General features: G+C 72.9%; 11 protein-coding genes and 2 pseudogenes. 6 read left to right on the top strand and 7 right to left on the bottom strand.

Annotation, left to right across the window (positions count from 1 at the left end):
• Positions 1-8 precede the first annotated feature (8 nt).
• On the top strand, positions 9-734 hold the full coding sequence (locus ACFWBB_RS11575; RefSeq protein ID WP_385269617.1) for a gamma-glutamyl-gamma-aminobutyrate hydrolase family protein: 726 nt from the start codon (positions 9-11) through the stop codon (positions 732-734).
• Between the two features lie 83 nt (positions 735-817).
• Here the strand turns inward: ACFWBB_RS11575 and ACFWBB_RS11570 are convergent, their stop codons facing one another.
• Positions 818-1,747 carry a LysR family transcriptional regulator gene (locus tag ACFWBB_RS11570; protein WP_385269615.1) on the bottom strand — a complete coding sequence of 310 codons (930 nt, stop codon included), beginning with the start codon at positions 1,745-1,747 and terminating at the stop codon, positions 818-820.
• Between the two features lie 70 nt (positions 1,748-1,817).
• On the opposite strand from ACFWBB_RS11570, the gene ACFWBB_RS11565 reads away from it, so the two are divergent.
• Complete coding sequence (locus tag ACFWBB_RS11565; protein ID WP_385269613.1) at positions 1,818-2,984, top strand: TDT family transporter; 1,167 nt, start codon at positions 1,818-1,820, stop codon at positions 2,982-2,984.
• Here the strand turns inward: ACFWBB_RS11565 and ACFWBB_RS11560 are convergent.
• The 4 genes and pseudogenes from ACFWBB_RS11560 to ACFWBB_RS11545 form a co-directional block, all read right to left on the bottom strand.
• Positions 2,896-3,615 (bottom strand): helical backbone metal receptor, encoded by a 720-nt coding sequence (locus ACFWBB_RS11560; RefSeq protein ID WP_385269611.1) that lies wholly within the window; start codon positions 3,613-3,615, stop codon positions 2,896-2,898. The genes ACFWBB_RS11565 and ACFWBB_RS11560 overlap by 89 nt on opposite strands.
• Positions 3,615-4,199, bottom strand: coding sequence for a helix-turn-helix domain-containing protein (locus tag ACFWBB_RS11555; RefSeq protein ID WP_385269609.1), 585 nt, complete (start codon positions 4,197-4,199; stop codon positions 3,615-3,617). Before ACFWBB_RS11555 ends, ACFWBB_RS11560 begins: the two co-directional genes overlap by 1 nt.
• Before the next feature lie 525 nt (positions 4,200-4,724).
• A pseudogene (locus ACFWBB_RS11550) lies at positions 4,725-5,231 on the bottom strand (glycine betaine ABC transporter substrate-binding protein); the annotation flags it as partial.
• A 2-nt stretch (positions 5,232-5,233) separates the two neighbouring features.
• A pseudogene (locus ACFWBB_RS11545) lies at positions 5,234-5,392 on the bottom strand (glycine/betaine ABC transporter ATP-binding protein); the annotation flags it as partial.
• 220 nt (positions 5,393-5,612) lie between these two features.
• Here ACFWBB_RS11545 and ACFWBB_RS11540 point away from each other — a divergent pair.
• The 3 genes from ACFWBB_RS11540 (at position 5,613) to ACFWBB_RS11530 (ending at position 9,467) form a co-directional block, all read left to right on the top strand.
• A complete protein-coding gene (locus ACFWBB_RS11540; protein WP_385269649.1) occupies positions 5,613-6,551 on the top strand; it encodes a 5'-3' exonuclease H3TH domain-containing protein in 939 nt (312 codons plus the stop codon).
• A 174-nt stretch (positions 6,552-6,725) separates the two neighbouring features.
• Positions 6,726-7,571, top strand: a complete 846-nt coding sequence (locus tag ACFWBB_RS11535; RefSeq protein ID WP_385269607.1) for a siderophore-interacting protein — start codon at positions 6,726-6,728, stop codon at positions 7,569-7,571.
• A gap of 339 nt (positions 7,572-7,910) precedes the next feature.
• Entirely contained in the window at positions 7,911-9,467 is a 1,557-nt protein-coding gene (locus tag ACFWBB_RS11530; protein WP_385269605.1) for an amino acid permease, read from the top strand.
• 43 nt (positions 9,468-9,510) lie between these two features.
• Here ACFWBB_RS11530 and ACFWBB_RS11525 read toward each other — a convergent pair whose 3' ends face one another.
• Positions 9,511-10,092, bottom strand: coding sequence for a GNAT family N-acetyltransferase (locus tag ACFWBB_RS11525; protein WP_385269603.1), 582 nt, complete (start codon positions 10,090-10,092; stop codon positions 9,511-9,513).
• A gap of 68 nt (positions 10,093-10,160) precedes the next feature.
• On the opposite strand from ACFWBB_RS11525, the gene ACFWBB_RS11520 reads away from it, so the two are divergent.
• On the top strand, positions 10,161-11,132 hold the full coding sequence (locus tag ACFWBB_RS11520; protein WP_385269601.1) for an RluA family pseudouridine synthase: 972 nt from the start codon (positions 10,161-10,163) through the stop codon (positions 11,130-11,132).
• On the opposite strand, the gene ACFWBB_RS11515 is transcribed toward ACFWBB_RS11520, so the two are convergent.
• The gene (locus ACFWBB_RS11515; RefSeq protein WP_385269599.1) at positions 11,126-12,643 is read right to left on the bottom strand and encodes a cytochrome P450; all 1,518 of its coding nucleotides are present in this window, start codon (positions 12,641-12,643) and stop codon (positions 11,126-11,128) included. The genes ACFWBB_RS11520 and ACFWBB_RS11515 overlap by 7 nt on opposite strands.
• Between the last annotated feature and the right edge of the window lie 54 nt (positions 12,644-12,697).

Raw genomic sequence — 12,697 nt, 5'->3', positions numbered from 1 at the left:
GAGGGCACATGACGGACGGAGCGCGGCCGCTGATCGGCGTCACCACGTATCTGGAGTCCCGGGCGCGCTGGAACGTCTGGGAGCTCGACGCGGCGCTGCTGCCCGTCGGGTACCCGAGGCTGGTGCAGCGGGCCGGCGGGCTGGCCGCGATGCTCCCGCCGGACGCCCCCGAGCACGCGGCGGCGACCGTGGCCCGCCTCGACGGCCTGGTGATCGCGGGCGGCCCCGACGTCGAGCCGGTCCGCTACGGCGCCGAGCCGGACCCCCGCACCGGGCCGCCGGCCCGGGAACGCGACACCTGGGAGCTGGCCCTGATCGAGGCGGCGCTGGCGGCGGACGTTCCGCTGCTGGGCATCTGCCGGGGCATGCAACTGCTGAACGTCGCGCTCGGCGGCACCCTGACCCAGCACATCGACGGGCACGCCGAGGTCGTCGGCGCCTTCGGCCGGCACCCGGTCAAACCGGTCCCCGGCACGCGGTACGCCGCGGCAGTCGGGGAGGAGACCTCCGTACCGGCCTACCACCACCAGGCGGTGGACCGTCTCGGCACAGGCCTGATCCCGTCGGCGTACGCGACGGACGGCACGGTGGAGGCGGTCGAACTGCCGTCGGCGAACTGGGTGCTGGGCGTCCAGTGGCACCCGGAGATGGACGAGGACGCACGGGTCATGCACGCCTTGGTAAGCGCGGCGCAACCCAGCCCGTCCGGGGGTGCCCCCTCTGGGGGAGTTTGAGGACGAGGCCGTTCAGGCCGAAGGGGGGGTCTGGGGGCACCGCCCCCAGGGTCGGGAAGGGTAGGGGCGGCGGGGCGGAATACCTACCCCCGCGTAAGCGAAAGCAGCTCCCGCGCCGGCCCCGCGGGCCGATGCCCCGTGGGCCACACCGCCCGCAGATCACGCGCCAGCGCAACCCCCTCCACCGGCACCTCGACCAACCGCCGCGACCCCAGCTCCTCACCGACCGCCAGCTCACTCAGCACCGCGGGCCCGGCCCCGCTGACCACCGCCGCCTTGACCGCCGTCGTCGAGGACAGCTCGATGAGCGGCCGGGCCAGCCCGCCCAGTGCGGTGTCGAGGACCTGCCGGGTCCCCGAGCCCTTCTCCCGCAGGATCAGCGGCGTGGAGGCCAGCTCGGACGCGGGCACTGGCCGCCGCCGACGAGCCCACGGGTGGCCGGGTGCGACGACGACGATCAGGTGGTCGTGGGCTATCACGGCGGAGTCCAGCCCGGGCGGCACCGTCAGCCCCTCCACGAAGCCGAGGTCCGCCTCCCCGGCGAGCAGCCGTTCGGCGACGGCCGTCGAATTGCCCGCGAGCAGCGACACCGCCGTGTCCGGCCGCCCGGCGCGCAGCGCGAGCAGCCAGCCGGGGAGCAGATACTCGGCGATCGTCATGCTCGCCGCCACCCGCAGCCGTGAGTCACGGCGGACCCGCAGCGCCTGCGCCCCCGCGTCGAACGCCCGCGCCGCCTCGACGATCCGCCCCGCCCAGTCCGTCACCAGCGCACCGGCGTCGGTGAGCCGGGAGCCGCGCGGCGAACGGTCCACCAGGGCCACGCCCAGCTGGCGTTCCATGGAACGGATCCGGCTGCTCGCGGCCGGCTGCGTGATGCCGAGCTCCCGCGCGGCCGCGCCCAGGCTGCCCAACCGGGCCACCGCGAGCAGCAGCTCCAGCGCGCCCAGGTCCGGGACGCGGTGCGCGATCGAACCCGTCGCGGTGTCCGCGGGCTGCTCCTCGACACTCCCCATAAGCCCAGCTTATGCCCCCATAGAGCCATCCTCCCTGGTCGTGGGCGAGTGGTCACGCGACCGTGGAGCCATGGTCACCGCCGCCCAGCCCCTGTACGCCCTTCCCCGTGAGCGCGCCGGCGCCGTCCGTCACCTCGGACCCAACTGGTACGCCACGGTCATGGGCACCGCGATCCTCGCCACGGCGGGAGCCGCGCTCCCCGTCCGCCCGCCGGGGCTGCGGCCGCTCCTCACCGCCTGCTGGGTCCTCGCCCTCGTCCTCCTGCTGATCCTGCTCGGCGCCCGCGCCCTGCACTGGCGCCATCACCGCGACCGGGCCCGCGCCCATCTGCTGGACCCGGCGGCGGCACCCTTCTACGGCTGCCTGGCGATGGCGCTGCTCGCCGTCGGGGGTGGCGCCCTCACCGTCGGCCGGGACCTGCTGGGCACCCGGACCGCCGTCGTCCTCGACGCCGTGCTGTTCACCGTCGGGACGGCCGTCGCCCTGACGGCCGCCGTCGCCGTCCCGTACCTGATGGCCGTACGCCATCGGGTGACGGCGTCCCAGGCCACGCCCGTGTGGCTGCTGCCGCTGGTCGCACCCATGGTGTCCGCGGCGCTCGGGCCGCTGCTGGTGCCGTATCTGCCTGCCGGGCAGCCCCGGCAGACCCTGCTCCTGGTGTGCTTCGCGCTGTTCGGGCTGAGCCTGCTCGCCACGTTCGTCATGCTGCCGGTCGTGTTCGCGCGGCTGGTGACCGGTGGGCCGCTGCCTCTCGCCCTCACCCCGACCCTGTTCCTGGTCCTGGGTCCGCTCGGCCAGTCCACCACCGCCGTCGGGAAGTTCGCGGAGGTCGCTCCGGGGGTACTGTCCGGCCCGGACAGCCGGGGCTTCGCCGTGCTCGCCGTGCTGTACGGGGTGCCCGTCATGGGGTTCGCGCTGCTCTGGCTGTGTCTGGCCACGGCGCACGTGGTGCGGGCCGGGCGGCACGGGATGGGCTTCGCGATGACCTGGTGGGCGTTCACCTTCCCGGTCGGCACCTGTGTGACCGGAGCGGCGGCGCTGGCCCGGCACACCGGGCTGGTCGTCTACGACGTGCTCGCCTGCGCGCTGTACGCCGTCCTCGTCGCCGCGTGGGCCGTCGCCGCCACGCACACCGTCCTCGGGCTGCTCAGCGGTGAGCTGCTCGCAGCGCCTCGCCCAGCACCTTCGGCGCCTCGGCGAGCGACGGGCCGTACCACGTCAGATGCCGTCCGCTGACGAGCGCGCGGGGCAGACCGGGGAAGGCCTCCGGGCCGTCGTCGGCGGTGAAGCGGTAGGGCTCGTCCGGCAGCACGACCAGGTCCGGTGCGGCGGCGAGCAGTTCCCCGACGGGGATCCGCGGATAGCGTTCGGCGTGCCCGGCGTACAGCTGGTCGACGCCCAGACGGGCCAGCACGTCCCCGGCGAAGGTGTCGCGGCCCAGCACCGTCCACGGCCGGCGCCAGACCGGTACGACAGCCGTCCGGCGGCCCCCGGGCGGCCGTGGCACCGCCCACGCCTCCTCCGCCTCCGCCAGCCACCCCGGTCGCGACGCTGCCCCGCAGGCCCGTAGCACCCGTGCCAGCTCCCGGAAGGCCTGCGGGACGTCCCGGACCACGGTCACCAGGACGTCGAGGCCGGCCGCGCGCAGGGCGGCCAGGTCCGGTTCCCGGTTCTCCTCCTCGTTGGCGATCACCAGATCGGGGGCGAGGCCCACGATCCGGTCGACCCGGGGGTTCTTGGTTCCGCCGACGCGGACGACGTCGAGGTCCGCCGGGTGGCTGCACCAGTCGGTGGCGCCGACCAGGGCGCCGGGCACGGAGGAAGCCACGGCTTCCGTGAGCGAGGGCACCAGCGAGACGATCCGCACTACCGCTTCCGGCCCCGGTCCCGGTCCCGCACCGCCTCGATGTGCTCCGCCACGGCGACGACGACCACCCGGGTGTCCGGCACGGTCGCCCGCCAGCGGTGGCGGACCCCGCCGGTGAGGTACAGGGTGTCGCCGCGGCCGAGGCGGTAGGCGCGGCCCTCCGCCTCGATCTCCACGGCGCCGTCGGCCACGTACATCAACTGGTCGTTGCGGTACTGGAACTCACGGCCCGCGTCGTGGTCGCCGGTGAACTCCGAGGCGTGCATCTGGTGGTGGCCGCGCACCAGGGAACGGGAGCGCGGCTCCGGACCCGGGGCCGGCTCGGTCACCTCGGCGCGCACGACGTCCACGCTGCACGCCGGGTCGGCGGCCGCGAGAAGCTCGACGGCCGTGGTGCGCAGGGCGTCGGCCACCTTCTCCAGGGAGCTGGTGCTGGGCCGCGCGCGGTCGTTCTCGATCTGGCTCAGGAACGGCACCGACAGACCGCTGCGCTCGGCCACGACGGCGAGGGTGAGCTCAAGGGAACGGCGTCGGCGCCGCACGGCCGCGCCCACCCGCAGGGGCTGTTCTTTGTGGTCGCCCATCGCTCCGGCTCCCTCCTTCGCTCGTCGATGCCGTCAAGTCCCGCTGTTCCGCTGCTTCCTCCGAGGAGTTGTCTGCACCCTACGCATGTTCGGCAAACCGTTTCATGCGCCCGTCACATCGAGGACACACGGTGTGATGCCGGACCCCACAGTTCGCGCCAGCCGATCGGCCCCCGGACACGCCGGGCACGCCTCCGTCTTCCGGCTTTCCCGTTCAATGCGCGAACGGCCGCGCATGTTCCCGCTCGTCCCCGGCCGCCCGGGACCACGGCCAGGGGATGGGCATAGCTCTCCGTACTTGGCCGGATCCTTGCCGTGCGAAGGCGGGTGCGGACCGGGAAGTGGGGGGCGTTCGTGGCCGGGGAGAAGCGGCCACGAAAGCACGGACGGCACACGAAGGGCGGGCCCCGTCGCAGGCCCCGGAGGGCCGTACGTCGGTGCCCGCCCCGCGTAGGGCGGTCCCGGTGCTGTCAGGTCACCGGGCCGCCCGGCTCTTCTGCCCAGGATCGGCCACCGGTACCCACTTCTCGCCCAGGCGCCCTTGGGGTCCTCGAGCTTCTTCAGGTCGTAGTCGCTGTACGCCCAGTGCGGCGACCAGAGCGTGACGACGACCGGCTTCTTGGCGGCGTAGGCGCGCTTGAGTTCGGCGAGCATCGCCGGGGTGGAGCCGTCGACGACGGTGTAGGAGCCGTCGAGGCCGTACTGACCCAGGACCTTGTCCTTGAGCAGGCCCATCATCCCGGCGCTTGGCTCGATGCCGGTGATCTTGCCGTCGAACTCGGCGGCGTGGCTCTTCAGATCCGCCAGGGAGCCGACGTCCTTCACGTACGAGGGGACGGCGAGTTCCAGGGAGGTGGGGCCGTACCAGGAGCCCAGGTCGTCGAGCCGGTCGCCGTACTTCTTCCAGTACTCGCCGTGGGTGGTGGGCAGCCAGGCGTCGGTCTGGAAGTCGATCTGCCCGGTGGCGACGCCGGTGTAGAGGGGGCCGGCGGCGTACTGGGTGGTGTCGACCTGGAAGCCGCGTTCCTCCAGTCGCCCGGTTGCACGGCGAAGGACGCGTCGATGACGGCGGCCGTGGTGCCGTCGGCAGGCAACTCCTCCCATTCGGCTCCCTCCCGGAGCCGCTCGACTGCCTGCTGCGGTCGACTGCCGAACACCTTGTACAGATGCTCGGCCTCAAGCCTGGAGGACACGCGTACCTCTCGTCGGGAACAGGAATCGGAGCACTCGGCAACAGCGGCACTCGCAACAGCAAACGGTTGAAAGCGCAACCGGCCCGGCTCCGAGGCGGCCCCTGCCCTGGACCGATGGGGGCAACGTAGGAGTGGTCCAGTTCACAGGAGGATTCACAGGAGGTTCACGAGTGCCACGGGAGTGAACACACGCCGGTCACCCCGGCACGCGTGCGGCATGATGCGAGGCGTGACCGGACGACTGATGCTCCTCGACACCGCCTCGCTCTACTTCCGCGCCTACTTCGGCGTCCCGGACTCCGTGAGGGCGCCGGACGGCACGCCGGTGAACGCCGTGCGCGGGCTGCTGGACTTCATCGACCGGCTGGTGAAGGACCACCGGCCGGACGAGCTGGTCGCCTGCATGGACGCCGACTGGCGCCCCCGGTGGCGGGTCGACCTGATCCCCTCCTACAAGGCGCACCGCGTCGCCGAGGCGCGTGCGAGCGGACCGGACGAGGAGGAGGTGCCGGACACGCTCTCGCCGCAGGTGCCGGTCATCGAAGCGGTCCTGGACGCGCTCGGCATCGCGCGCGTGGGCGTCGCCGAGTACGAGGCGGACGACGTGATCGGCACGTTCACCGGGCGGGCGAGGGGCCCGGTCGACATCGTCACCGGCGACCGCGACCTCTACCAGCTGGTGGACGACGCGCGCGGGGTTCGGGTGCTGTACCCCCTGAAGGGCGTCGGCACGCTGCAGCTGACGGACGAGGCATGGCTGCGCGAGAAGTACGGCGTCGACGGGCGGGGGTACGCCGATCTGGCGACGCTGCGCGGCGACCCGAGCGACGGCCTGCCGGGCGTGCCGGGCATCGGGGAGAAGACCGCGGCCAAGCTGCTGGCCGAGTTCGGCGACCTGGCCGGGATCGTGGCGGCGGTCGATGACCCGAAGGCGAAACTGACCCCTTCGCAGCGGCGGCGACTGGACGAGGCCCGGCCCTACCTCGCCGTGGCGCCGACGGTGGTCAAGGTCGCCGGCGACGTGCCGCTGCCGGACGTGGACACCGTGCTGCCCCGGGCGCCGCGGGACGGAGCGACACTGGAGGCACTGGCGCACCGCTGGGGACTCGGTGGTTCACTGCAGCGGCTGCTGACGACGCTGGGCGCACCGCCCGCGTGATCAATTTCCTCGCGCGGGGGAACGACTTCGCCGGATCCCGGCGGGAGGCATCCTCCCGCCGGGATCCGGATGAGATCTCGGTAAGAGGGTCGGCCGATCTCCTGGAGGGGGAGGGCATCACTGGGGGGAGATGCTAACTTAGGCTAACCTAACCATTACACATGGGAGGCCGTCATGGCAGAACGTCCGGCACGGAAGCCGCGGAAGCCCCACTCCGCGCAGGTCGTCCGCACCGAACGGCTCACCCCCCACATGCAGCGTGTCGTACTCGGCGGGGAGGGTCTGGCCGAGTTCACGGCGGGCACCTGCACCGACCACTACGTCAAACTGCTCTTCGGCCCCGAGGGCGTGACCTACCCGGACCCCTTCGACCTGGAACGCATCCGCGCCGAGTTCCCCCGTGAGCAGTGGCCCGTGACCCGGACGTACACCGTGCGCAACTGGGACGCCGAACTCCGCGAGCTGACCCTGGACTTCGTGATCCACGGCGACGAGGGCCTGGCCGGGCCGTGGGCGGCCCGCGTCCAGCCGGGCGAGACCGTCCGCTTCATGGGTCCCGGCGGCGCCTACACGCCCGACACGGCCGCCGACTGGCACCTGCTGGCCGGCGACGAGAGCGCCCTGCCCGCCATCGCGACCGCCCTGGAGTCGCTGCCCGCCGGCAGTGTCGTCCACGCCTTCATCGAGGTGGCGGGCCCCGAGGAGGAGCAGAAGTTCGACTCCGAGGTGGAGGTCGTCTGGCTGCACCGCGGCGACCGGCCCGTCGGCGAGAAGCTCGTCGAGACCGTACGTGCGCTGGAGTTCCCCGAGGGCCGTCCGCACGCGTTCGTGCACGGCGAGGCCGCCTGCGTGAAGGAGCTGCGCAAACTCCTGCGCGTCGAGCTGCGGATCCCGCGCGAGGACCTGTCGATCTCCGGCTACTGGCGGCTCGGCCACAACGAGGACGGCTGGCAGGCCTCGAAGCGGGACTGGAACGCGCGCGTGGAGGCGGAGCAGGAAGGCGCGGCACCGGCCGTGTGACCCGGCGGGGCGGCCCGCACTCCTGGAGCGGGCCGCCCCCACAGACACAGACGCTCTCGCACGCCCCCGGGCGCCGCCATGCGGCCTCTGTCACCCTCCGACCGGCGCTCTCCGACGCCTTCAGGAGCCCTCGGCAGCCTTCACGGCGATCAAAATCCCAGACCCCTCGTGAACCCCTGCCGCGAGACGCGATACAACGCGATGGATCGCGGACCGCGGTGACGTGAGGACTTGGGCCCGCCCCGGACACGGCGGCGTGACGCGTACGAAACAGCCCGTCCCTAATTTCTGTCGCCCGACAGGAATTACGTTCACCCTGGGACCAAGGCAGGTTTCGCCGTGACGACAACGACCTCCTCCGACGTACGCCCCGACCCGCCGCACGCCCCCGACGCGGGTGACGGCTCCCTCGCCGAGTTCGGCTACCGCCAGGAGCTGCACCGCACCCTCGGCCGGTACGCCTCGTTCGCCGCCGGGTTCTCCTTCATCTCCGTCCTGACGACCGTCTTCCAGTTCTTCGCCTTCGGATACGCCTTCGGCGGCCCGGTGTTCTTCTGGGCCTGGCCGGCCGTGCTGGTCGGCCAGTTGCTGGTCGCCGCGTGCTTCGCGGAGCTGGCGGCGCGCTACCCGATCTCGGGCGCCGTCTACCAGTGGTCCTCGCGGCTCTCGACGCCCTCGTTCGGCTGGTTCGCCGGCTGGATCATGGTGATCGGGCAGATCGTCGTGGTCGCCGCGGCCGCGCTGGCGCTGCAGACGGTGCTGCCGGCGATCTGGTCGGGCTTCCAGATGGTCGGTACCGACCCGGCGCCCACCTCACCGGACGGCGCGGCCAACGCGGCGCTGCTCGGCCTGATCCTGCTGGCGCTGACGACATTCGTGAACGTCCTGGACAACCGCGTGATGTCGGTGATCAACCGGGTCGGCGTGACCGCCGAGATCATCGGCGCGGTCCTCATCGTCGTCCTGCTGCTCACCCACTCCGAGCGCACCCCGGGCATCACCTTCCACACCGAAGGAGCCGCGCGGAACGGCCTGTTCGGCGCGCTGCTCGTCGGCTCGTTCACGGCCGCGTACGTGATGATCGGCTTCGACAGCGCGGGCGAGATGAGCGAGGAGACCCACCACCCGCGGCGCACCGCGCCCCGCACGATCCTCACCGCGCTCGGCGCGGCCGGTCTGCTCGGCGGGCTGATCGTGCTGGGCGGACTACTGACCGCGCCCAGCCTGACCGACGGACGCCTCGGGGTCGACGGACTCAGCTACGTCCTCACCAGCAGCCTCGGCGACGGGGTCGGCAAGGTGCTGCTGGCGGACGTGGTGGTCGCGATCGCGGTGGCCACGCTCGCCATCCAGACGGCGGCCTGCCGCATGCTGTTCTCCATGGCCCGCGACGGACAACTGCCGTTCTCCGGCCGCCTCGCGCGCGTGAACCCGCGCACCGGCATGCCGAGCGCCCCCGCGCTGGTCGTCGGCGTCCTCGCCGCCGCCCTGCTGCTGCTGAACTTCGCGTCGCCGGACGCCTTCCTGGCCATCGGCACCACCTGCATCGTGATGCTCTACCTGGCGTACGCGATGGTCACCGGACCGCTGCTGATGCGCCGGCTGCGCGGCGGGTTCTCCTCGGCCGGCACGGACGAGACGGGCGCCCGCCTGTTCTCCCTGGGCCGCTGGGGCGTCCCGGTGAACGCCCTCGCCCTCCTCTACGGCCTGCTGATGACGGTCAACCTGGCCTGGCCGCGCGCGGCGGTGTACGACCCGGCGGGCGGCCACTGGTACTTCCGGTGGTTCACCGTCCTGTTCCTCGCCGCGACCCTCGCGACCGGCGTGACCTTCCGCGCGTACCGCAGGCGAGCACCGGCCCCGGCAACGGCCCTACCGGAAACGGCAACCGCGTAGCGCCGCAGCGGCGCCGAACCGCCGGGCGGTGGACGGGACTCGGTCAGTCGGTCTGTAAGCGGGCGTGGAGGTGCATGTCGTGCCAGCCGTCCTGATGGAGGGCGGCGCTGCGCCGGGTGCCCTCCAGGGTGAAGCCGGCCTTGGCGGCGACCCGGCAGGAGGCCTCGTTGGCGGTGGCGTGCATCAGCTCCAGGCGGTGGAAGCCGATCTCGTCGAAGGCCCAGCGGGTCAGGGCGGTCGTGGCCCGGGGTGCGACTCCCCGGCCACGGGCCGCCCTGGTCGTCCAGTAGGCGACCTCGGCCACGCCCTCGGCGAGCAGGATGCCGCGCAGCGCCACCCGCCCGAGCAGTTCACCGGTGTCCGTGTCGGCGACGGCCCACTGGGCGTTGCGCTCCTCCGCCCAGCTCGTGCGCCACTCCTCGATCCAGCCGGCGACCTCCGCCTCGGAGTCGGCGGACCTTATGTGCCACTGGTGCATGGCGGGGTCCTGGAAGGCTGCGTACACGGCGGGGGCGTCCTCGGCCCGCCACGGGCGCAGGAGCAGCCCGTCACCGGTGCGCAGCACGGGCTGCGGTACCCCTGAGAGGGTTCCGGCGGGCAGGACGACGTCGGCGGTGAAGGGCATGATTCGCATCCTGCCAACGGACCCCGGTCCGGCCAACGGGTTTTCCGGTCCCCGTAGGCTTGGCCACGATGAGACGCCGTACGCCTCCCCCGCCCTCCCCGCTGCCGCAGCGCGACGGGATCGACCCGGTCCGGGTACGGCTGCCCGGCGAGGTCACCTGGGCCACCGTGCGCGAGCACCTGGTGGAGCGGCTCGGCGCGGCACGTGCCGGGGTCGTGGACGGGATGCTGGCGGCCGGGCAGATCGTCGGCGCCGACGGGCGGGCGGTGACGCCGGACGCGGCCTATGTGCCGGGGATGTTCGTCTGGTACCACCGCGAGCTGCCGCCCGAGGTGCCCGTGCCGTTCCCGCTGGAGATCGTCCACCGCGACGAGCACCTCGTCGTCGTCGACAAGCCGCACTTCATGGCCACCACCCCGCGCGGCAGCCATGTCACCGAGAGCGCGCTGGCCCGGCTGCGGCGGGAGCTGGACATCCCCGCGCTCGGCGCCGCGCACCGGCTGGACCGGCTCACCGCCGGGCTCGTGCTGTTCACCGTGCGCCCCGAGGAGCGCGGCGCGTACCAGTCGCTGTTCCGCGACCGGCAGGTGCGCAAGGTGTACGAGGCCGTCGCGCCGTACGACCCGGAGCTCGTCCTGCCCCGGACCGTACGCAGCCGGATCGTCAAGGAACGCGGGGTCCTGGCCGCCTACGAGGTGGCGGGCGAGCCGAACGCCGTCAGCCGCGTCGAGCTCGTCGAGCACCGCGCGCCGGGACTCGGCCGGTACCGGCTGCTGCCCGCCACCGGCCAGACCCATCAGCTGCGCGTCCACATGAACACCCTCGGCGTGCCCATCCTCGGCGATCCGCTCTACCCCGAGGTGACCGCCCCCGTGCCGGCCGGCGACTTCCGGCGCCCGCTGCAACTGCTGGCGCGGGAGCTCGAGTTCACCGATCCGGTCACGGGGACGGAGCACCGGCTGCGCAGTGGCCGGGTGCTCGAGGCCTGGACGTCGTACGACGGCTGGGCGGCCTCTCCGTCAGCGGGCGCCGCTCAGTAGCCGCGCCACCAGGCCAGGAAGCGCCGCCAGGCGTTCGGCCTGCGGGCCGGTCCCGCCGGCTCCGGGGCGGGCTGCGGCGCCGACGCCGGCGCGGCCACCCGCTCGGGGGCGGGCGCGGGGGCGGGTGCGGGGGCGGGGGCGGGCGCCGGCGCGGACCGCGGCCGCGTGCTCACCGGGCGCGTCGGACGCTGCGGCGGGACCGGGGCATGGCTCGGCTTGTGCTTGACGTCCTGCTGGTCCTTGGGCTCGAACCGGACCGGCAGCTCCACCAGGTGCCGCGAGGCGATCGACATCGTCCACCGCAACTCGTCCTCGTCGCAGTCGAGTTGCACGTCCGGCAGCCGCATCAGCAGCGCGTCGACGCCGACATCGGCGATGGCGCGGCCGATGTCCTGGCCGGGGCACTCGTGCGGGCCGCTGCCGAAGGCGAGGTGGGAGCGGTTGCCCTGCATGTGGGCGGACAGGTCGGGGCGCACCCGGGGGTCCACGTTGCCGGGCGCGGGCGCGAAGAAGAGACCGTCGCCCCGGCGGATGCGCTGACCGCCCAGCTCCGTGTCCTGCTTGGCGAAGTAGCCGAAGATGGTGCTGAACGGGGGCTCGTCCCACAGGGACTGCTCGACCGCCTCCGCCACCGTCATCTGGCCGCCGTTGAGCTGGGCGAGGAAGCGCGGGTCGGTGAGGACCATGCGCAGCGCGTTGGAGAGCAGGTTGACGGTGGCCTCGTAGGCGGCGAAGAGCACGAGGCGCAGATGCTCCCTGACCTCGTCGTCGGTGAGTCCCGCCGGGTGGCTGATGAGGTGACTGGTGAAGTCTTCCTCGGGCTTGGCACGGCGGCGGGTGGTGAGCCGGCCGAGCGCCCCCACCACGTATTCGTGGCTGGCGACCGCGGTCTCGCTGCCCTTGAGCGCGTCGCGGGCGGCGTGCACCATCTTGTCGTTGTACTCGTCGGGCATCCCGAGGACATGGCACATCACGGCCATCGGGAGGTGCTCGGCGAAGTCGCCGACCAGGTCGGCCCTGCCCTCCTCGCAGAAGCGGTTGACCAGGCGCTGGCTGGAGCGGTTGATGTAGCGGCGCACGCTGCGGTCGTCGATGGTCGCCATGGCCGCGGTGACCGCGCCCCGCAGCCGTTTGTGCTCGTCGCCCTCGGCGTGGGCGCAGATGGGCTGCCAGGCGATGTGCGGCATGAGCGGGTGGTCGGGCCTGACCCTGCCGTCCAGCAGCTGCGACCAGATGCGGCTGTCCTTGGTGAAATGCGAGGGCGTGCGCACCATGCGCAGGTTCTCGGCGTGTCCGAGGACCATCCACATCGGCAGGTCGTCGTGGAGCAGGACCGGCGCCACGGGACCGTGTTCCTCGCGCAGCCGCTCGTACAGTTCGTTCAGGTCCTCCGCGCCGGGGCCGTAGAGGCGGGCGAGTCCGCCGGGGCCACGGACGTGTGCGGGGCAGCCGGGCGGCGCGTCGAGGGCGAGGTCGCGCGGACCGGTCGGGGTGGGGTGTTCGGGAGTCACAGGGGTCGCTCCGAAACTCTGCTGGGTCCGGTGTCGGTGGTGGTGCCGTGCGGG

The sequence above is a fragment of the Streptomyces sp. NPDC060000 genome, assembly GCF_042737375.1.
Lineage (GTDB): Bacteria > Actinomycetota > Actinomycetes > Streptomycetales > Streptomycetaceae > Streptomyces.
The sequence above is the reverse complement of the archived record's forward strand: the minus strand, read 5'-3'. Positions and strand labels throughout refer to the sequence as shown.

Excerpts from the sequence above, each read along its gene's own strand:
- ACFWBB_RS11565 (WP_385269613.1), top strand. The coding sequence starts at position 1,818 with ATGGTCACCGCCGCCCAGCCCCTGTACGCCCTTCCCCGTGAGCGCGCC.
- ACFWBB_RS11575 (WP_385269617.1), top strand. The coding sequence starts at position 9 with ATGACGGACGGAGCGCGGCCGCTGATCGGCGTCACCACGTATCTGGAG.
- ACFWBB_RS11555 (WP_385269609.1), bottom strand. The coding sequence starts at position 4,199 with ATGGGCGACCACAAAGAACAGCCCCTGCGGGTGGGCGCGGCCGTGCGG.
- ACFWBB_RS11525 (WP_385269603.1), bottom strand. The coding sequence starts at position 10,092 with ATGCCCTTCACCGCCGACGTCGTCCTGCCCGCCGGAACCCTCTCAGGG.
- ACFWBB_RS11535 (WP_385269607.1), top strand. The coding sequence starts at position 6,726 with ATGGCAGAACGTCCGGCACGGAAGCCGCGGAAGCCCCACTCCGCGCAG.
- ACFWBB_RS11570 (WP_385269615.1), bottom strand. The coding sequence starts at position 1,747 with ATGGGGAGTGTCGAGGAGCAGCCCGCGGACACCGCGACGGGTTCGATC.
- ACFWBB_RS11540 (WP_385269649.1), top strand. The coding sequence starts at position 5,613 with ATGCGAGGCGTGACCGGACGACTGATGCTCCTCGACACCGCCTCGCTC.
- ACFWBB_RS11520 (WP_385269601.1), top strand. The coding sequence starts at position 10,161 with ATGAGACGCCGTACGCCTCCCCCGCCCTCCCCGCTGCCGCAGCGCGAC.